We start from the raw sequence: 18,656 nt of genomic DNA, 5'->3' as shown, positions 1-18,656 counted from the left end.
CCCACGGGCGGCCCTGGCCGCCGATCGTCACGCGGGCGCCGGGCGCCTGCCAGCCGCGCCCGCCCTCACCCGCAGACGGTGCGCAGGAGCAGGAGCAGGAGCAGGAGCGGCGCTGTTGTGCGAGCCACCAGGCGGGGACCGGAGGCAGCGTTCTTCGGGAACAGCGTGGACCACGGCTCAGCTGGTTGCCGTGACCCTGGTGCGCGCGGTGGCGGCCGGGCAGGCTAGTTTGCTCGGGTGAGTCTCCTTGATGATGTGGCTGAGCGTGACGGCTGGCGTTGCTGGGTGTGTGACGAGCCGGTCGACCCCGACAGGTCGGCGAACGACCCGCTGGGGCCCAGTGTTGACAGCCGGACCGCCGACCGGAAGGCCAAGGTCGCCGAGCGGCTCGCGCACCGCGGGTGCAACACCCGCAAGGGTGCGGTCAAGGTGGTCATCGCCTGGCCGGACAGCCTGTATGTGGTCGAACCCGCGCCGCTGATCACCGTTGCCGGCAGGCTGGAGCGCAAGGGGGGCCGCGAGATGGTGGGCCGTTGCCCGACCAGGCAGGACGCCCAAGACGCGGCGGAGTGGCTGGTGGACCGGTTCTCCCGGCTCGTACCGGGGCTGCCGGTGACCGCCGACGTCGAGCCGGGCGGCGGCCAGTTCCTCGTCATCCTGGCCACCGGCCGCCGCTGACCGGGGATCACCGGCGCACGCGCGGGGGCGGGCTGCGGCCGGGGATCGAATCCGGCGTTCGGCAGCCCGCTCGGGGTGCTGGGATCCCGTTGTGCGCCGAGGATGCCCTGACGCCGTCGGTGCCGAGGCGCGACCGGGCTCGACTGCGTGCGCGATGGGCTCCTCCCGTCAGGAGAAGCCCATCTCGCGGGGATGCGTGAGAGGTTATTCCGTGCGCAGGCCCTCCGGGCGCATCATCCGCAGCAGCGGCGGCACGCTCAGCAGCGTGACCACGCCGACCACGGCCGCGCCCACACCGGTCATGGTCAGGACGCTGGCCCAGTCCATGGCCACCGGTGTGCGGGTCATCTTCAGCAGCACCGAGCCGAGGGTGATGCCCACCGTCGTGGCCAGTACGAGGCCGAGTCCGACCGGGAGGGCCGTCTGCCACAGCACGGACAGGCTCAGCGTGCGGCGCCGGGTGCCGAAGGCGACCAGCGCGGACAGCAGCTTCCTGCGCTCGCGCAGCTGCTCCAGCTGGGAGACCAGCAGACTCGCGCCGATGAGTGCCAGCACGAAGGCGGAGCCGACGAACAGGCCGGTGCGGATGGAGGCGTACTTTGTGTCCTCCTGGGTCGCCGACCAGCCGTAGGTGTGTGCCAGGGGGTCGATCCGGGCGACGACGTTGCGGACGTACTCCCGTGAGTCCGGCACCGACGGGTCCAGACGCAGGTAGACCCCGTCCGAGAACAACGCCGGTGCGGCCTCGGCCGGCAGGGCGCCGGGGGTGACCAGCAGACTGTTGGATTCCTGCAGTGCGTCCTTGCGCGCGTCCACGACCCGTACGTTCGCCGGAACGGTCCAGGGCACCTCGATGCCGCGTTCGGTGGCGTCCTCGTACGACGGGTCGATGTAGAGCTGCCGGCCGGGCTTCATCACGGCGATCTCGTCGGCGTTGTCGGGATCCGAGTAGCCGCTCCGCGTTCGCATGACGAAGGTGTCGCCGTCCTTGCAGGAGGGCAGCGTGGCGAGTTCGCGCAGGGCGGTGCAGTTGCCCACGGTCAGGCCGTTGCTGTTCTTCGGGTCGCGGCGCGCGTCGCCGTACTGCGAGATGGCCAGGGCCACTGCGGCTCGTACCCCCTTGGTGCCGTTGAGTTCGCGCTCGACACCGGACAGCGGCTTGCGGTCGCTGAAGTCGACCTGCATCTGGACCCGGCCCGGGTCCTTGCCGGTGGCCTTGGTGTACTGGCTCTGCGTTCCCGTGAACAGCATCTGCAGGGCGATGGCTCCGGCGACGGCGACGGCGATGCCGTTGACCATGCGTGCGGCGGTTCCGCTGCTCAGCTGGAGCCGCCGTACCGCGAGCTGCCAGGACAGTGCGCCCCGGCCGAGGCGGACGACGACCGCCTCCACGACCCATGGGAGCAGCGCGGTGATGCCGATCAGCAGCAGCAGCACGCCGCCGATGACGAGGTACTGGTTGAAGTCGCCGTTCTCGCGGCCTTTGCCGATCAACGGGTAGAGCATCGCGAGGCCGGCCAGCGGGGGCAGCAGCCGCCACCACAGTCGGCGGCGGCGCTGCGTGGCGGCGCGCACGACGCCGAGCGGTTCGACCACGACGCCGCGCATCGCGAGCAGCGTGACGAGTACGGCGGCGACCGGGATCGACACCGCGACGAGCGCGGCGAGCGCGGGGGAGGGATCGAGGTAACTGGGCCAGACGCTCATGCCCAGCACCTCGGTGGACCCCAGCGTCTGACGGCCGAGGAGGAAGAAGCCGCTGCCGACGACCAGGCCGAGCAGGGCTCCGGCGAGTGCTTCGCCCGCCGCGATCCGCCGGGTCATGTGGCTGTCCGAGCCGACCAGGCGCAGCGCGGCCAGTCGGCGGTCGCGGCGCTCGCCGCCGAAGCGGACGGCGGCGGCGATGAACACGGCGACCGGGGTCAGCAGCACGACGAACACGACCAGGATCATGAGCAGCAGCACCGGGTCGGTCTTCTCGGGTGTCGCGTCCGGCCGGCCGTATCCGGTCAGCCGGTGCACGGGGGAGGAGTCCGTGGGTTTCAGCCCCGAGGCGCCCGCGTAGTAGGCCAGTTCGTGGGAGCCGATGAGGCCGCTCTCGCCGATCGTGCCGGTGATCTTGTAGGGCAGTCGCTCCCGCAGCAGCTTGGCGCCGTCCGAGGCGAGCAGGTCCCTGAGCGCGGGGGAGACCACCATCTCGCCGTTGCCCGGGAAGCTGTCCACCCCTGGGGGCAGCGGTGCCCGCTTGCCCTCGGGCTCGACGAGCCGGCCGCGGACGTCGTCGTCGTGCCAGGTGGTGTCGGTGTTGGCGAGCAGGAAGGTGTTGTCGGCCTTCGGCGGGGCCTTGTCGGAGTACAGGAACAGGGCGTCGTAGCGGGCATCCTCCACCTTGGCGCGGGCGGCGAACACGTTGGGCAGGGCGGTGCACAGCAGGAGCAGTGCCACGCCGAGGCCGACGCCGACGGCGGTGAGCGTCATCCGGACCCAGCCCTCGCGCCCGCCGGTGACGGCGAAACGGGCTCCCATGGCCAGGTCTGCGGCCCATTGGCGAGGACTCATACGGCGCGCTCCATGTCCCGGGACTTGCCGTCGCGGACGACGACCTCGCGGTCGGAGTAGGCGGCCACGCGTGTCTCGTGGGTGACGAGGACGACGGCTGCGTTGGTCGAGCGGGCGGCTTCGGTCAGCAGTTCCATCACGCGTTCGCCGTTGGAGGAGTCGAGCGCGCCGGTGGGTTCGTCGGCGAACAGCAGGCGCGCTCCGGTGACCAGCGCGCGGGCCACGGCGACACGCTGGCCCTGGCCACCGGAGACCTCACCGGGACGCTTGGCCGCGAGGTCGTCGACCTCCAGGCGCTCCATCCAGCCGAGCGCGGTCCGCTCGGCGTCCTTGCGGGACGAGCCGTTCAGCCGCAGCGGCAGGGCGACGTTCTCCACACAGGTCAACTCGGGCACCAGCTGACCGAACTGGAACACGAACCCGAACTCCGAGCGGCGCAGCGCGCTGCGCTGGGCATCGCTCATCTTCGTCAGTTCACGCCCGTTGTAGGTGATCGACCCGGAGTCGGGCGGCACGATACCCGCGAGGCAGTGCAGCAGCGTGGACTTGCCGGACCCGGAGGGGCCCATGATGGCGACGACCTCGCCGGGGTGTATGGAGAACGCGGCGCCGTCCAGTGCGTTGGTCGGGCCGTACGCCTTGCGCAGGTCGTGCGCGGTGAGCAGGGAACCGGGGGGAGAAGTCGTCATCGGGTCACAGCCTTACGGAGTTTGTCGAGTCGGGCGGCGGTCAGCTCGAGCCAGCGCAGGTCGGCTTCCAGGTGGAACAGGGCGTGGTCGCAGATCAGTTGATCCGCCAGGTCGCCCTTGCGCTTGCGATCGGTGAGGATCCGCATGCTGCGCAGATGCTCGGAGCGCTGGGTGTCGAGGATCTCGGTGGCGTCGCGCCGGGTGAGCAGGGCGAGGACGACCTTGGTGTACAGGGTCGACTGGAGGTATTCCTCCGGCTTCTGCGGGGTCGCCAGCCACCGCTCTACGTCGGTGATGCCGGCGTCGGTGATCGCGTAGCGCTTGCGCTCGGGACCGCCGCCCGCCTCGATGCCGTCGACCTCGACGAGCCCGTTCTTCAGCAGCCGGGACATCGTCGAGTAGACCTGGCCGTAGTGCAGCGGCCGGTCGTGACCGAACTGCTCGTCGAAGGCCCGCTTGAGGTCGTAGCCGTGGCGCGGGCCGGTTTCCAGAAGCCCCAATAGGGTGTGACCGATGGACATGACCCGTACTCTACACACCGTGTATACGCAGTGTGTATACATCGAGTGTGCAGGTCGTGGCGGGGCGTGCGGCCGTGCAGGTGAGGGGGCTGGGCACGCTGATGGTCACGGTTCGGAAACGAGCGGACGTGGTGCCGCGTCAGCGGTCGCGAGGCGGCGTGTCGGTCGAGGGCGCACGTCACCACGTGGGCCCACGGCCGGTCGCGGGCGCAACGGAGGATCCGTCGACGAGGGCATGGGGCGCAAGAGGCTCTCTGACCATCGCCGACCGGCAGGGGGCAACGGCGCCCCCTGCCCGTACGCTCGATCCGCCGCGAGCGGCGTCCCCGTAGATGATCGGCCCGGTGGGCAGGGCCGCGCCGGGGGAGCGGAGGCAGACAGGCATGCAGTATCCCGTCGACGTCGTGTGCTACCAGTGGGCGATCCTGTTGCCCGTGCTCGATGCTCCGGTCGCCCACGCCGCCTGGTGGAGGTTCGTGGACGAACACGCCTACCACCCGGTCGAAGTGGCCTGCGGGCGGCGGGTCACCGGCTGTTGGCCCGTTCCGTTCGGGGATGACCTCACAATCAGGAGATGTGCAGTGACGTATGTGGACCCTGAAAGTCGGGCCAGGGCTGAGGCGCAGGGCTACCCGTTCGCTTCGGAGGAAATCATCGCCGCTGGGTACGATCTGGCGGGCCGGGTCTGCCGAGAACTCCACCGGGCCGGTCTTCCCGCTCAGGTCGAGCGTCCGGGCGTGCCGAGCCGGCCCGGCGTCCAGGTGGGCGTCGACAGCCAGGGTGAATACGCCGGAGGCCTCTACGTCCGCTGGAGCGCCCCGGAAATGGGAGAGGCTGGTTTGCGGGCAGCGGCCGAACAGCAGAACCCGGCGGCGCAGGAATGGAAGCGCTATGCCGCAGTCGTTCTCCTCATGCAGACGGCATTGATCGGGATCCTGCGGCTGGCGGGCTTCTCCGTCGTGCGGGCCGAAGAGGTCGACGACATGGCCGAGGGTGATGTGTACGTGCACGCCGACAGGCCCTCGCCTGCGTGAGCATCTGGGCGATGCTGGTGGCGTAGGCGGCGCTGAAGAGATCCGCCCGATGAGCAGGAGCGACGGGTCTTTGCCGTCCCCGGCGCCCGCTTGGCCGCGATGGGGCGGATCGGCGCCCCGGCCCCCGAGGTGACGAACGCTTCGGCGGCGGCAGTGAGCATCACCGTCTGCCGGATGCGCTGGGCGTGGACACGCTTGCCTCGGGAGAGCGGGTGCCCTGCCGCCCGGGATGGCGGTTGCCCTGCCGCACTGCCGGTGGCGTCGCGTTCTCCTCCGCGACCGATTGACAAAACGGAGCGTTGTTCCGGATACTAAACGGGACGACGTTCCGTTTCGGCTGGTTCGAAGCGGGACGGCTCCGACCACCTTGCCGTTGCCCGGTCGCAGGAGACCGGCGGGCAGGAATGCCACAGAAAGGGAATCCACCTCGTGAGCACAACCGCTGTCACCAGTGTCGACGCCTGGGGCGCACCCGCCCCGGTCCTGTCCTTCAGCCCTGTCGTGCTCTCCGTGCCGGGGCGTCCGGTGGACCTACAGGTACGCGTCTCCGCGCCCGCGACCGGAACCGGCCTCGCCGTCATCCTCCTCTCCCACGGTCAAGGCGCCTCGAACAACCTCTCCTCACTCAACGGCTACGCGCCGCTCGCCGGCTCCTGGGCCGCTCACGGATTCGTGGTCATCCAGCCGACCCACCTCAGCTCCAGGACGCTGAGCCACCAGGTTGCCGATGCCCCCGGGGCGCCCTTCTTCTGGCGCTCGCGATCCGAGGACATGTCGCACATCCTCGACCGACTCGACATGATCGAGAAGGCCGTGCCGTCGCTCGCCGGGCGGATCGACCACACCAAGGTCGCCGTTGCCGGGCACTCCTTCGGCGGTTTCACCTCCAGCCTCCTGCTCGGTGCCCGGGTCACCGACCCCGACGTGGGAGAGGTGAGCCTGCTCGAACCCCGCATCAAGGCGGGCGTGCTGCTCGCCGCGCCCGGCAGGGGTGACGTCCTCGACGGACCGGTGGCTGACGCGCTGCCGGTCCTGCGGACCATCGACTTCTCCACGATGACCACACCCGCGCTGGTCGTCGTCGGCGACAAGGACGACTCCCGGCACTTCACGGCCATGGGACCGGACTGGCACGCCGACCCCTACACCCTCGCCCCCGGACCCAAGGCTCTCCTCACCCTGTTCGGAGCGGAGCACGGACTCGGCGGGATCGCCGGATATGACGCCGCCGAGACCACCGACGAGAGTCCCGGACGGGTCGCCACCCTCGCCCGCCTCAGCGCGGCCTACCTCCACACCCGGCTTCACTCCCGGGCCCTGACGTGGCAGGCCGCTATCGAGGCACTGAGGACCGGCCCCGATCCGACAGGACGAGTCGAATCCAAGTGAGCCCTCTCATGCGGCCACATCACCGTCGGACGGTCCGCGCCCGTCGGGCCCACGGGGCGCCACGTCAGCGACCCCGATCCGCCCTTGCGTCCCCGCGCACCCGCTGCCCGACCGGTCGATCGGTGGAGCGGACGGGTGCATCCGCCGCCGGACGGAACAGCCGGCTTCGGGCCCCGGGCCGGGAACTGTTCGAGCGTCCTGGCACCGCAGACGGCCGGGATGCCGGTCCGGCTGGGCAGAGCAGGTCCGGTGTCAGGTGGCCGGGCTGCCCGCGACCCACTCGCTCCACGGCATGTTCCAGTCGCTGAGGCCGTTGTCCGGGGCCAACAGGGTCTTGTCCTCGGAGTTCTTGACGATCACGACGTCGCCGATCATCGAGTGGTCGAAGAACCACGCGGCGGGCTGCCTGCCGTCGCCGCCGCCCCTGACATCCTTCAGGCCTATGCAGCCGTGGCTGGTGTTGACCTTGCCGAAGACCGCGTCGGTGCCCCAGTAGTTGCCGTGGATGAACGTCCCCGAGTCGGTCAGGCGCATGGCGTGCGGTACGGCCTTGATGTCGTACGAGGGCTTGCCGTTCTTCTCCAGCAGGCCGACGCTCGCACCGTTCATATGGGTCCGCCGGAACTTCTCGGAGATCACCATCCGACCGTTGTACGTCGGGTGCTCGGGGCTGCCTGACGAGATAGGGATGGTCCGGATCGTCCTGCCGTCCCGGACGACGGTCATCTTCTTCGTCTTTGCGTCGACGGTGCTGATCTGGCTCCGGCCGATCGTGAACGTGACCGTCTTCTGGATGCCCTGGTGGTCGAGCGTGACGGTGACGGTGGAGCCGGGCTTCCAGTAGTTCTCGGGGCGGAAGTCCAGACGGTGACCGTTGAACCAGTGGCCGACGACCCGCTGGCCGCTGCTGGAGCTGACCTGGATCTCCGACTGCACCGCGGTCCTGTCGTCGACCGCCCGGTCGAAGTCGACCCTCACGGGCATGCCCACGCCGACGGTAGAACCGGCCTCGGGGGAGACGTGCCCGAGGAAGTCGTTGGCGGGGGAGACCGTGGTGATCGTGGCACTGTCGGAGGCGGAGCGGCCCTTGGCGTCCTCGGCCTCGGCGGCGATCTGGTACTTGGTGGCGCGCTTCAGCGGGCCGTTCGGCTTCCAGGAGGTGCGGTCCGCGGACAGAACGCCCGGGATCTCGGTGCCGGTCGCGACAGCGGTCATGGTCACTCGCGTGAGCTTTCCGTTGCTGACGGTGACACTGACCGGGTCGGTGATCCCGACGCTGTGGGTGCCTTGCCCGGGCGTTATCCCTATCCGGGCGTCGGAGGCTTCCTGGGCGCCCGTCCGAGGTGTCCGCGCCTGCGATGTCGATGGATCCCCAGCCTCGTTGCCGCTGGCGGCAGCGTTGCTCGTGCCGCCGAGGGCCGTGACTGCGAGGACGCCGCCGAGTACGCCGGCCGTGGCCACCAGTCGGGTGCGTCGTTTACTCAGCATGATGAAACGCTTCTCCCATGGCACTGGCTTTGCATCCCTGCGCTGATCGCCGAAGTGGTGCGACAGCTTTGTCACCATAGGCATGCTTCTGCTCATAAGTGGACAAATTGTGGCGAGGGACACGCATCGTCAAGCGCGTCACCGAGGTGCCGTGGGGGAGTGGTGGGACGGGGCGGCGAGGTCACCGCGCGGCCGCAGGCCGACGCCCACCGACGAGTCGTGCTGCGCGACCGCCCGCCGGTGCGCGCCCTGAAAGCCCTGGGCGCCGGAGACCTCGCCGGGTGAGGTGCGCTACGGCCTTTTCGAATCCCGTGCGAACGCGAGAACGAGAGAAACCTGTTGATGCGATAAGAAATAGAAAGCACTGTCACGATGTGCGTTGGAATTACGCATGCTTCCCCCGTCGGCCCCGCAGGCTCACATGATCAACCTCCCGGGGTCGTGATCCGTTCGGTCCACGGTCCTGGCAGAGCGACAACGAGAAGTGGGGCGGGAACGTGTTCAAGACGAGAATCAAGAAGCTCTCCGTGGCGCTGTCAGTGCTCGGCCTGGCCTTCAGCGGAGTGGCCGCAACCCAGGGCACCGCACAGGCCGCAAGCTACGGCTGGGTGTACATCTCCTTCCCGAAATGGCTCGGCAACTGCCCGAATGCCACGGTCAAGGGAATCCAGGCCTACACGGACCAGTGGAGCACCAACTGGGACATGGGCGATGACCTGGTCTACGGCAAGGTCGCGCTCGGCCAGCGGAACACCATCATCGGCAACCTGTTCTGCAAGCGGTCCAACGGCGGCTACTACCAGGCCGTAGCGCGCTACGACGTCGTCCCGACGCGCAACAGGCAGACCGTCTGGGTCGGCCCTGGCGGTTGGACCCGGAACTGACGGACATACCCGATGGCCGACCGACTGTGGCCCCCCGATGCGCGGCATCGAGGGACCACGGCCGGTCCGGCCGCGCGCACCGGTCGGATGAACCGGGTGAGGGACCCACGGCGAGCACCCGCTCGACATCGTCGGCGAGCAGGCGTTCCCGGAGCGCTCCCTGACCGACCGGGCCGACGTCGCCGTCTGCGGCCGTCTCGGGCAGGCACCGCCGGGGGAGGCGGGAGGGTTCCCGGGTTCGGGGGGATCCGGTTCGCGGGGACCCCATGGCGACGCCTCCACGATCACCCGAGGGTGTTCCAGAAAGTGCAGTGGTGGCGGGTCTGCACCGTGCGGGTGGGGACGCTGTGGTCCGGTGCCAGGGACAGCACCGTCCGGCGGGACCAGTGCGGCGACGACGGGGCGTTCGGGTCGGTGCTGCGGGCGAAACGGGCCCAGTAGTCGATCATGGTGTCGGCCAGCCGGTGTTGTGCCGCGGTCAGGTCGCGGGGGCGGCTGCCCAGGTCGAACAGCTAGGGCAGTTCGCTCGCGTGCGGCGCGCCGAGTGGGAACGGTGGCGTTCCCGACGTGAGGGGCGGGGCGTGTTCGTCGGCGAACTCGTAGCGCCAGACGGGTACATGGGCGGCGAGCAGGCGACCGGTGCGCGCCGTCGGGCAGGCGAAGTCTGCGTCGCCGATGACCGCGCCGAACACCGGGCCGCCGTCGGCGCGGTGCACGGGGTACTCATGGACGATCGCCTTCGCCTGCCCCAGGAGGGGAAAGAAAGAGGCCACGACGTCGGGCCAGGTGTCGGGAGTGACCGGATAGCCGGCCTGGACGATGCCGGCGGCCCAGCCGTTGCCCTCGTCGTGGGTGTTGCCGATGAGTACGGGGACACGGTGGAAGCGGCCCGCGGTGATCGCCGCCGCGGGGTCGCTGGGCAACAACGGGGTGGTGTGGGCAGGGTGTTGGTCGGTGTCCTGGACGGCGAGCAGACGGGAGACGTCCACGCGCCGCAGACAGGCCAGGCAGGCCGGTCAGCAGGCGCGACAGCGATCAATGCGGCCTGGAGCACTCCCCGTTGCATGGTCACAAGCCCCGGCCACGGAGAATCCACTCGACCTCCCAGGCCCCTGAGCGTCCTCTGGTGATCTTCCCGGTGGACGGATGTGTTCGCCGCGGACAGGCAGATGCGACGTCGGACTCGAAGCTGCGCTTGCGCGGGCGGCAGGAGGCCGAGGCGGAACCAGCCGTGCGGGCACAGGTGTCGAAGGGCGTGCGCGACGCGCCGGACCGGCCGGGCCGGGAGTTCGGGTTCGTCGCACAGCGCCCGGAAACCGCCGCCTTGAGGCAGCCCCGCCGACCCCGCGACACGCGGCAACCGACCGTAGAATCCTTGCGACCAAATCGGGGGCGACATCAGCGGGGGAGTCCGCGTGGAAACGATCATCGTGCAGTTACCCGGTACCGCCCAGTGGGGTGTGGACGAGACGGGCAGTCCCGAACTGATCCACCTGGGGCCGGGGGAAATCGCGGACTTCGGACGCGGCGGGACGGGGGTCCGCATCGTCCTCACCGACCCGGGGATCTCCCGCCGGGCCGGGCAACTGGAAGCCGCGGGGGACTACTGGCGGCTGTCCAACTTCAGCCGCAGCGTGTCGTACGTGGTGGAGAACCTGGAGGGAGCCGGCGAGTACCTCACCGTCGCGCCGGGACGGCTCGGGGCGCCCGTGCCCTTCGAGTTCTCCCGCGTGGTGCTGCCCGCCCTGTCCGGCACCGCCACGTTCAAGGTGTTCGCACCCCAGCACGCCTATCTCAGCGAGCGGTCCGTGCCGGGCGGCGGCGAACAGACCGTCCTGCCGTTCGCCCTGGACCCGACGTCGAAGTACTTCCTCGTCCTGGTGGCCCTGTGCGAACCCAGGCTGCGCGACCCCTCCGACTCGGCGCTGCCGGGCGTCGGGCAGATCGTGGAGCGGCTGCGGCCTCTGAAGTCCTGCCGGGACCTGACGCGCTCCGCGGTGAACTACCACATCGACTATCTCGCCCTGACCAAGCTGCGCCTGGACCTCGGCGAGGAGGCCACGGCCACCGACGGCGGCCGCACCGGTGCCAAACGCACCCGGCTCGCCTCCGTCGCCCTGCGCTTCGGCCTGGTGCGCGAGGACCACCTCAGCCTGCTGCCGCCCCGCGGCGCCGGCCGCCTCACCGACGCGCAGGAGGCCGGCGTATGACGACGCCCGAAGAACGGGACGAGTTCGAAGTGCCCCGCCCGCCCGCTCTCCCGGAGGGCGTCCGCATCGAGGACTGGGAGGTAGGAGCGGTCATCGGCTCCGGGGGCTGGGGGACCGTGTACGAGGGCCGTACCGTCGCGGACGGCACGCCCGTCGCCGTGAAGGTGCTCCCCACCGGTGCCCTCGGGCCCGGGCAACGTGCCGCGCTCGGTGAACTCGTGGCCCGCGAGGCCCGCTTCAGCGCAGAGGCCGACCACCCCCACCTCGTCCGCACCCACGCCGTGTGCACCGTCGAGGTCCCGGAACTGCCCTCCCTGGACGGCGCGATCGCACTGGTCATGGACCGGGCCGAGGCCAGCCTGAAGGACGCACTGGACGCCGCCGGGACGGGCGGGCCGATCGCGGACGCCGACCGTGTCCTGCGCGGAGTCGCCGCCGGACTCGCCCACATGCACGGCGCCGGGTGGGTGCACGGCGACCTCAAACCCGCCAACGTCCTGCTGGGCCCGGGCGGCCAGGTGTGGCTTGCGGACTTCGGCCTGGCCACCGAACTCGACGGCACCCACGCCCACTTGCCGCCGCTCGGCACCCTCGACCACCTGCCCCCCGAGTGGTGGTCCCAGCGAACCGGCACACAGGGCACCGTCGTCCGCCCCACCGCCGACATCTGGGCCTTCGGCGTCCTCGCCCACCAGGTGCTCACCGGCGGGCTCCACCCCTTCCCGGGCTCGACGGCCCGGGCCCGCTCGCTCGCGGCCCAGGCCTACGCCCGCGGCACCGCACCCCTGCGGCTCGATGCCGGTCTCGACGAGGACATGCGCCGGCTGATCGCCGACTGCCTGGCCCCGGACCATGCCGCCCGGCTCCCGTACACGGCCGCCGGTGTCGCCGCCCGGGTCGAGGCCGTCACCGGCGGCCCGCACCGGCGCCGAAGACGCCTGATGCCCGCGATCGGGGCCGGACTCGTCGTCCTGACCGCCGCCGCGGTCGCAGGGGCGGCCCTGCTCGGGGGAGGCGGAGGCGCCCAGGACGAAGACCACGACTCCCCCTCCGCCACCGGTACGGCCAGCCCGCCGGCCGGTGACATCCCCGAGAACTCCGACGTACCCGAGGCCCTGCGCCCCGTCATCGCCCGCGCGGCCCACCGCTGCACCGACGAGGAGATCACCCCCGCTCTGCTGGCCGCGCTGATCAAAGCGGAGAGCAACTTCGACGCGAAGGCATCCCGCCCGCAGAGCGAGGAGTACGGCATCGCCATGTGGACGCCGTCGGTGTTCCGGGCCTGGGCGGTGGACGGGGACGGTGACGGCGACAAGGACCAGATGTCGCCGCCGGACGCGATCTCCACCATGAGCCTGTACGTGTGCTGGCTCGACCAGCGCTTCAAGCAGGCCGGGCTGCCGAAGAAGGACCTGCCGGCGCTCGTCGCGGCCGGCTACCGCACCAGTGACCGCACGGTCATCGAGGAGCGCGGCGTACCGGAGCGGGTCCGGCCGCACGTGGACAAGGTGATGCGCTACCTCGCCGAGTACCAGCGTTGAGCCGCACGAACGCGAGTGGTGGGCGGGGCCTCAGCCCCGCCCACCACTCGTCCCCCGTTCCCGTCACGGCTGTCCGCACTCCGGGACGTTCGGCAGCCGGTTGTCCGGCGAGCTGATGTAGATGTTGGAGATGTAGCCCCCGTACTGGGGCAGATAGGCCCACCACTCGTTGGTGTAGGGCGGCACATCGACCACCTCGCCCCGGGTCTGGCAGCCCACCAGGACCTCGACGCCGGCCGGGAGCTGCGTCACCCGGGCACTGCCCGTGGCCGGGCCCATGCGGACGTTGACGAACTCGCCCCAGGTGCCGAACCAGGTACCGGCGGGCCGCTTCGCCCCCGGCACGTTCAGCGAGCGGGTCAGCCGGCCCACATCGGTGTACGCCTTGCCGTACGAGGTGCCGACCGGGTGCAGCGTCAGCACGGCCACGATCGCCCGGTCGTCCGCGCCGACCGTGCCGGTGGTGTGCAGTGCGGGGCGGCTGAGGTCCACGGCCGTGGCGGCGCGGGGAGCCGGGGCGGCCGACTGCGCCGGCGTTCCCGAGGACGCGGTCTGGGAGCCGCACGTGCCCTTCGCGTAGTTCCCGGCCCAGCCCTGCTTCACCGCCCACGGACGGTCGAACGCACCGGCGATGCCGAAGTGCTGGTCGAAGTGGTCGGTGGAGGAGCAGCGAGTGGAGCGGCGCAGGTTGTCCATGATGAAGTCACGGACGGGGGCGGGCGCCTTCTCCAGGATGTACCGGTAGATCGAGACCGTGTCCCGGGCAGAAAGGGCGGTGTAGCCCCAGAAGTCCGCGTACTCGGCGGGCGGCGGCGCCGTGTCGCGCAGACCGAGCGCGGGCCGGGCGGTCATCCGGTTGATGATCTCCGAGCCGCCGTACGTCGACCAGTAGTGGTTCGCCGCGTCGTCGTCGCTGCCGCGCAGCATCGGCTCCAGCCGGGCGCGGTCGGCCGGGGGGATGGTGTAGTCGGGCCCGCGGTCCCAGAGGAAGTCCAGGGTCAGCAGGAGCTTGACGACCGAGGCGGACCGGAACTGCGCGCTCTCGTTGACCTGTTCGGTGAATGTGCCGGTCCGGCGGTCGAAGACGGCCACGCCGGCGGTGACGCCGGGTGGGATCTGGGCGGCTGCGGAGGTCTGGACGGCCCCGGCGGTCTCGGCCGCCCTGCCTGTCCGGGATTGTGCCGTCGCCCCGCTCGTGAGTGACGCGACCGTGACGACGGCCGCGAGCATGGCGGCGCCGCGCAGGAGCATGCGCATGGTTGCCCTTCCTGATTCGCCCGGGTTGTCCTTCGGGCTCTTGGCCCGCGGCGCCACGATAGGAGTCGGGGCGGGGCGGCGGTCCTGACGAATGTCAGGGCTCCGGCAGAGCGAGGCGACCTGCGGATTCGACCCTGATAAGTGTCAGGTGTCGGCGGTGCGGTGACGCCCCGTACGGTCACGCCCAGCGAGTGACGGCGGGCCCGGCGGCCGGCCGTCGCGCACGACCGGATCAACCGCCGACACACGAAAGAGGGCTCATGAGCCGCCGTTCACTCAGGACACTGCTGGCCGCGGGGGGCGCCGCCGCGGTCATGGCGCTCCTTCCGGCCTCCGCCCAGGCCCAGCCGTTCTCGGGCGGGAACTACGGGGCCTACGGCAATGAGGGGCAGTACCCCACCACCAATTTCTGCACGGGCACGTTCCGGCAGATCGGGGCGACCCAGTCCGCCGAGGGCATGGCCCTGAAGTACTTCTACTCCGACAAGTGCGGCTCGTTCGCCCGGATCGAGAACTCCCGGGCGGGCTGCGCGGCCGTACTACAGCGTTCCGACAACGGCGCGGGCCGGATCGACGGCTGGGTTTCCGAGACCGTCGACTCCGGCATCAACTACGCCTACACGATGATGGGCAACAACCTCAACGGCCGCGTCTCGCGCGCCCTGCTCGCCTGCGACGGCCACGATCTGGTGAGCACCGGCTGGTACTGAGCCGCATCAGACGCCGAAGGGGGGCGGCCGGTACGCCGGTCCGCCCCCGTTCGGCGTGCACATGCCTGCGCCGGCGGGCCACCGGTTTCGCGGTGGTCCGCCGGCGCAGGCATGTGCAGGAACCGGTGCGTCAGCAGTCCCGTACTCCGGCGATCTTCTCGCCGCCCTGGATGTACAGGTTGTTCACCCAGGCGATGTCGCTGCCCGAGAACTCCATGACGGCGGTCCACCAGTTGTTGGTGCCGACGGCCGGGTCGCGCACGGTCTGGCCCTGCGTCTGGCACAGGGCGTCTCCCCACCACTGCGAACGGACCGCGAGCCGCGGCGAGTCGGTGGTCGGCTGCTGGCGCAGGTTGACGTCGGTGGCCCAGATGTAGACGTCTGTGAGGGTCGGGTCGCCGCTGTTGGCCACGGCGGCCGGGGCCGCCTGGGCCGTGGTGGCGAGGCCGCCGACGGCGAGAGCGGTCACCGCGAGGCCCATGGCGGTACGGCTGATCAGTCGCTTCATGTGTGTCCCCCGAAGGACGAAGGTGTGGATGGTGTGGCCGGAAGCAGTCCTGCTCCTGGTCCGCAGTGCCCGAGTGGGGCGGCTTGCCGACGCTCAGAACTGTAGGGAGACCCGGAACCGTACGGTCCTGACATACGTCAGGACCACGGCCTCTCGGGTCTGCCTATGGTGCGGGGCGAGGAGTACGGCAATCATTCGCGAATCTCCCCCAAGGCATCGAAGGGAACGTCATGCGCAAGACGACCGCGGCACTCGCCGCTGCTGGGGCACTCGCCCTCGTGGTCACCTTCTCCCAGAGCGCCGCGGCCGAGGGACACGGCCGCGGCTGGTACGGCGTGTGGGCGAACGGGGTCAACGTCCGCGATATCAACGAGGGCGGCTGCTTCGAGTCGCCGAGCGCTTCGAACTGTCCCGTCATCGGGCAGATCAACTCCTGGGACGAGGTGTTGGTGTACTGCCAGATTCCGGGCCAGACCGTGGGCGGCAACCCGTACTGGGTGATGGTCTCGCCGCGCGGCTGGGACAAGTACGGGATCATGTCCAGCTACTACATCGAGAACAGCACCAACTGGATCGACGGCGTACCCGGCGGGAACGGCTGCGTCATCTAGTGCCGCGGCGGGCAACGTTTGCCCGTCAAGGAGCGGCGTCCGGTGCGTGCTCTCGGCGTGCCGGCCGGAAGTCCTCGTACTGGACGTACCTGGGCTTTCGGCCGGTACGGCGAGAGTGCGTGCCGGGCGTCGCGACGGGGCGAACGTTGCCTGTCGCGGCACTAGGCAGCAGACGCCGACCTCGAGCGGCGACCGGTTCGCCAACCGCGTCTGGGGAACGGTGACCGGCGGTGGCGTTCGGCCTGTCAGGCGCGGTCGTGGAGAGTCACCTGGTAGCCGTCGGGGTCGGCGAAGGTGAACGTCCGGCCGAAGGGGCCGTCGATCGGTGCGGAGACGATGGTGTGGCCGTCGGCCACGAGAGCGTCGTGAATGGCCTGGACGCCCGTGGCGTGGAGCCAGATCGCGACACCGATGCCGGGCTGGGCAACGGATGCGAGATCGGTGCCGGGAACGACGTCCCGGAGTGCGAACGCGATCGGCTTCGTCTCGAAGACGACAGCGTGCGGAGGCCCGGCCTGCGAGCGGACGAGGCCGAGGTACTGCTCGTAGAACGCCTGGGAAGCGTCGAGGTCGCGCGCTTGGAGCGAGATGAAGTCGGGGCCGGTGGCGGGCATGATGCTCCTCCTGGTCGTGTCAGCTTTCTGACACAGGTCAAGGTATGTCAGAATACTGACATGAGTCAAAAGGGTGTCGGCGTCGACCTGGACAAATCACTGGGCTACCTGCTGAAAGAGGCCTCGAGTGCCCTGCGCGCAGCCATGGAGGAGGTGCTGCGGCCGCTCGGGATGACCGTGACGCACTACTCCTGCCTCGAACTGCTCGCTCAGCGGCCGGGCCTGTCGAACTCCGAGCTCGCGCGGGGCGCGTTCGTGACACGGCAGTCGATGAACGTGCTGCTCCAGGCCCTGGAACGAGAGGGCCACGTGACCAGGCCCGCGGAGGCGCCGGTCGGGAAGGCTCTTCCCGCCCGGCTCACGCCCCGCGGCCGACGGAGCCTGGAGAAGGCGACCGTAGCGGTCCGGTCCGTCGAGGTCAGAATGCTGGCCGGCATGACCGAGACGGAGCAGTCAGCCGCGTTCCGGATCCTGCGGAGCATGATCCATTCCCTGCGCGACGACAGCGACGGTGCATAGTCAGCTACTCGGCACACGTCTCGCCGCGCCTGGCCAGGAGTGCGGCCCGAGAACCGACGGCACCCTCACACGAGCGCGGACAGCCCTCGAAGCTCCGCAGATGTCCAACAGTTCATGACTTCGGGCCGCACGGGCCCCTGCCGAGAGTTCAGCAGGGGCCCGAGATGCGGAACGCTGCGGAGGGCCCCTGCCCGTCCTCGGCGAGCGGACGCCGGCCGGCATCAGCTACTGTCTGCTGCCCGTCCGACGGCCTGGCCTCACGTCAGGTGCCGGGTGAAGAACTGGGCCGCCGCGTCCCCCGCGAACTCCGGGACGCCGCTGTGCCCGCCGAGATGGGCGTGCAGGGACTTCTCCGCGGAGCCGAAGGCGTCGAACAGGTCCAGAGCCGCCTGCCGGTCGTTGCCTTCGTCGTCCCACTGCAACAGGACGTGCAGGGGAACGGTGACCTGCCGGGCTTCCTCGAACATGACGCGAGGCACGAAACTCCCGGCGAACAGAACGGCGGCCGAGATGCGTGGCTCGACCACCGCCAGCCGGATGCCGATGGAGATCACTCCCCCCGAGTACCCGACCGGGCCGCCGATCCCGGGCAGCGAAAGGAGAGCATCCAGAGCGGCCTGCCACTCCGGGACGGCCTTTTCGACCAACGGGAGGACGAGAGCGTCGACAATCTCGTCGCCGGCCTGCTCACCGGCCTCCATCGCCCGACGCAGGTCGGCACGGGCCTGCTCGACGGCGGGCCAACGGGGCCGGTCACCGCTTCCGGGGAGCTCGATGGCGGCCGCGGCGAAGCCATCCGCCCCGGCGTGCCGGGCCCGGGCCACCAACCGCGGGTACATCTTGCGCAACCCGAGGGGAGGATGGCCGAGCAGGATCAACGGCGCCGGTGCGGACGCGGACGCCGATGCGGGTGTCCACAGCAGGCCCGGGATCTCGTCGAGGGTGAATTCGCGTTCGAGGACACCGTCGTCGAGGCGCCGCTCGGAAGTGAAATGCATGGTCGTGCCTTTCGGGAGTGCACTGCAACGGCGCTCCCGGACGACCTCTCTATCGCCCGACCGTGACCCCGGAGGGGAGCACCCACGTCGAAACTGCGTTCACGGGTACCACCTCCTCGATCCTTCGCACGGCCACGAAGAATGTAGCAGTGGTCGCCCTCGTCGGCGTAAGGGATTCTTGCCGAATCCGCGTAGCCGGATGGCATGGAGATCATGGAGATGCTACGCAGAGCTACTCGGAGTGTCGCTGCGACGTGCAAGTGGGCGGCTCGGCCACGGCGGCATGCACCGGGTCTGTCGTTTCGCCGTTCCGGCGTTCCGGCGTTCCGGCGTTCCGGCGGTCCGTGGTAGGGCCACTGCGCTACGGGACTTTTCCGCTCCACCGCAGAGCCGGCGGCACCCGGTCCGCCGGAGCGTCACGAAAGGAACGCACGATGGTGAACAAC

20 protein-coding genes are annotated in these 18,656 nt (G+C 70.2%); 10 read left to right on the top strand and 10 right to left on the bottom strand.

Translation table 11 applies throughout. The annotated features are described in order from the left end of the window. Positions 1-237: 237 nt before the first annotated feature. A complete protein-coding gene (locus OHS71_RS02090; RefSeq protein WP_328476148.1) occupies positions 238-678 on the top strand; it encodes a hypothetical protein in 441 nt (146 codons plus the stop codon). 204 nt (positions 679-882) lie between these two features. On the opposite strand, the gene OHS71_RS02085 is transcribed toward OHS71_RS02090, so the two are convergent. From OHS71_RS02085 to OHS71_RS02075, 3 genes are read right to left on the bottom strand one after another with little or no spacing between them, the layout of a single operon-like run. Next, positions 883-3,237 carry an ABC transporter permease gene (locus OHS71_RS02085; protein WP_328476146.1) on the bottom strand — a complete coding sequence of 785 codons (2,355 nt, stop codon included), beginning with the start codon at positions 3,235-3,237 and terminating at the stop codon, positions 883-885. Further along, entirely contained in the window at positions 3,234-3,926 is a 693-nt protein-coding gene (locus tag OHS71_RS02080) for an ABC transporter ATP-binding protein (protein ID WP_328476144.1), read from the bottom strand. Before OHS71_RS02080 ends, OHS71_RS02085 begins: the two co-directional genes overlap by 4 nt. Continuing rightward, positions 3,923-4,447: a PadR family transcriptional regulator gene (locus OHS71_RS02075; RefSeq protein ID WP_328476142.1), complete on the bottom strand. Its 525-nt coding sequence runs from the start codon at positions 4,445-4,447 to the stop codon at positions 3,923-3,925. Before OHS71_RS02075 ends, OHS71_RS02080 begins: the two co-directional genes overlap by 4 nt. Before the next feature lie 383 nt (positions 4,448-4,830). Here OHS71_RS02075 and OHS71_RS02070 point away from each other — a divergent pair, with 383 nt between their 5' ends. After that, positions 4,831-5,481: a hypothetical protein gene (locus tag OHS71_RS02070; RefSeq protein WP_328484813.1), complete on the top strand. Its 651-nt coding sequence runs from the start codon at positions 4,831-4,833 to the stop codon at positions 5,479-5,481. Positions 5,482-5,910: 429 nt separating this feature from the next. Next, complete coding sequence (locus OHS71_RS02060) at positions 5,911-6,870, top strand: alpha/beta hydrolase family protein (RefSeq protein ID WP_328476140.1); 960 nt, start codon at positions 5,911-5,913, stop codon at positions 6,868-6,870. A 252-nt stretch (positions 6,871-7,122) separates the two neighbouring features. On the opposite strand, the gene OHS71_RS02055 is transcribed toward OHS71_RS02060, so the two are convergent. Next, on the bottom strand, positions 7,123-8,358 hold the full coding sequence (locus OHS71_RS02055; RefSeq protein WP_328476138.1) for a L,D-transpeptidase: 1,236 nt from the start codon (positions 8,356-8,358) through the stop codon (positions 7,123-7,125). 159 nt (positions 8,359-8,517) lie between these two features. Between OHS71_RS02055 and OHS71_RS02050 the strand changes: the two genes are divergently transcribed. Continuing rightward, complete coding sequence (locus OHS71_RS02050) at positions 8,518-8,643, top strand: hypothetical protein (RefSeq protein WP_328476136.1); 126 nt, start codon at positions 8,518-8,520, stop codon at positions 8,641-8,643. Between the two features lie 212 nt (positions 8,644-8,855). Then, complete coding sequence (locus OHS71_RS02045; RefSeq protein ID WP_328476134.1) at positions 8,856-9,242, top strand: hypothetical protein; 387 nt, start codon at positions 8,856-8,858, stop codon at positions 9,240-9,242. A gap of 284 nt (positions 9,243-9,526) precedes the next feature. Here the strand turns inward: OHS71_RS02045 and OHS71_RS02040 are convergent, their stop codons facing one another. Together OHS71_RS02040 and OHS71_RS02035 are read right to left on the bottom strand one after the other, a co-directional pair. After that, a complete protein-coding gene (locus tag OHS71_RS02040; protein WP_328476132.1) occupies positions 9,527-9,691 on the bottom strand; it encodes a hypothetical protein in 165 nt (54 codons plus the stop codon). A 63-nt stretch (positions 9,692-9,754) separates the two neighbouring features. Then, on the bottom strand, positions 9,755-10,240 hold the full coding sequence (locus tag OHS71_RS02035) for a hypothetical protein (protein ID WP_328484370.1): 486 nt from the start codon (positions 10,238-10,240) through the stop codon (positions 9,755-9,757). 417 nt (positions 10,241-10,657) lie between these two features. Here OHS71_RS02035 and OHS71_RS02030 point away from each other — a divergent pair, with 417 nt between their 5' ends. Next, positions 10,658-11,452: a serine/threonine protein kinase gene (locus OHS71_RS02030; protein WP_328476130.1), complete on the top strand. Its 795-nt coding sequence runs from the start codon at positions 10,658-10,660 to the stop codon at positions 11,450-11,452. Then, positions 11,449-12,993: a serine/threonine-protein kinase gene (locus tag OHS71_RS02025; protein ID WP_328476128.1), complete on the top strand. Its 1,545-nt coding sequence runs from the start codon at positions 11,449-11,451 to the stop codon at positions 12,991-12,993. The genes OHS71_RS02030 and OHS71_RS02025 overlap by 4 nt, the downstream gene beginning before the upstream one ends. Before the next feature lie 63 nt (positions 12,994-13,056). Here the strand turns inward: OHS71_RS02025 and OHS71_RS02020 are convergent, their stop codons facing one another. After that, positions 13,057-14,250 carry a hypothetical protein gene (locus OHS71_RS02020; RefSeq protein WP_328476126.1) on the bottom strand — a complete coding sequence of 398 codons (1,194 nt, stop codon included), beginning with the start codon at positions 14,248-14,250 and terminating at the stop codon, positions 13,057-13,059. Between the two features lie 260 nt (positions 14,251-14,510). Here OHS71_RS02020 and OHS71_RS02015 point away from each other — a divergent pair, with 260 nt between their 5' ends. Further along, positions 14,511-14,960: a hypothetical protein gene (locus OHS71_RS02015; RefSeq protein WP_328476124.1), complete on the top strand. Its 450-nt coding sequence runs from the start codon at positions 14,511-14,513 to the stop codon at positions 14,958-14,960. Between the two features lie 130 nt (positions 14,961-15,090). Here the strand turns inward: OHS71_RS02015 and OHS71_RS02010 are convergent, their stop codons facing one another. Beyond that, positions 15,091-15,468, bottom strand: a complete 378-nt coding sequence (locus tag OHS71_RS02010) for a peptidase M23 (protein WP_328476122.1) — start codon at positions 15,466-15,468, stop codon at positions 15,091-15,093. Between the two features lie 230 nt (positions 15,469-15,698). Between OHS71_RS02010 and OHS71_RS02005 the strand changes: the two genes are divergently transcribed. After that, positions 15,699-16,079 carry a hypothetical protein gene (locus OHS71_RS02005; RefSeq protein WP_328476120.1) on the top strand — a complete coding sequence of 127 codons (381 nt, stop codon included), beginning with the start codon at positions 15,699-15,701 and terminating at the stop codon, positions 16,077-16,079. Positions 16,080-16,324: 245 nt separating this feature from the next. On the opposite strand, the gene OHS71_RS02000 is transcribed toward OHS71_RS02005, so the two are convergent. Then, positions 16,325-16,693: a VOC family protein gene (locus OHS71_RS02000; RefSeq protein ID WP_328476118.1), complete on the bottom strand. Its 369-nt coding sequence runs from the start codon at positions 16,691-16,693 to the stop codon at positions 16,325-16,327. 60 nt (positions 16,694-16,753) lie between these two features. On the opposite strand from OHS71_RS02000, the gene OHS71_RS01995 reads away from it, so the two are divergent. Beyond that, positions 16,754-17,212: a MarR family winged helix-turn-helix transcriptional regulator gene (locus OHS71_RS01995; protein WP_328476116.1), complete on the top strand. Its 459-nt coding sequence runs from the start codon at positions 16,754-16,756 to the stop codon at positions 17,210-17,212. 257 nt (positions 17,213-17,469) lie between these two features. Here OHS71_RS01995 and OHS71_RS01990 read toward each other — a convergent pair whose 3' ends face one another. Next, positions 17,470-18,210 carry an alpha/beta hydrolase gene (locus OHS71_RS01990; protein ID WP_328476114.1) on the bottom strand — a complete coding sequence of 247 codons (741 nt, stop codon included), beginning with the start codon at positions 18,208-18,210 and terminating at the stop codon, positions 17,470-17,472. Between the last annotated feature and the right edge of the window lie 446 nt (positions 18,211-18,656).

It is taken from the genome of Streptomyces sp. NBC_00377 (genome assembly GCF_036075115.1).
Classification (GTDB): domain Bacteria; phylum Actinomycetota; class Actinomycetes; order Streptomycetales; family Streptomycetaceae; genus Streptomyces.
The sequence above is the reverse complement of the archived record's forward strand: the minus strand, read 5'-3'. Positions and strand labels throughout refer to the sequence as shown.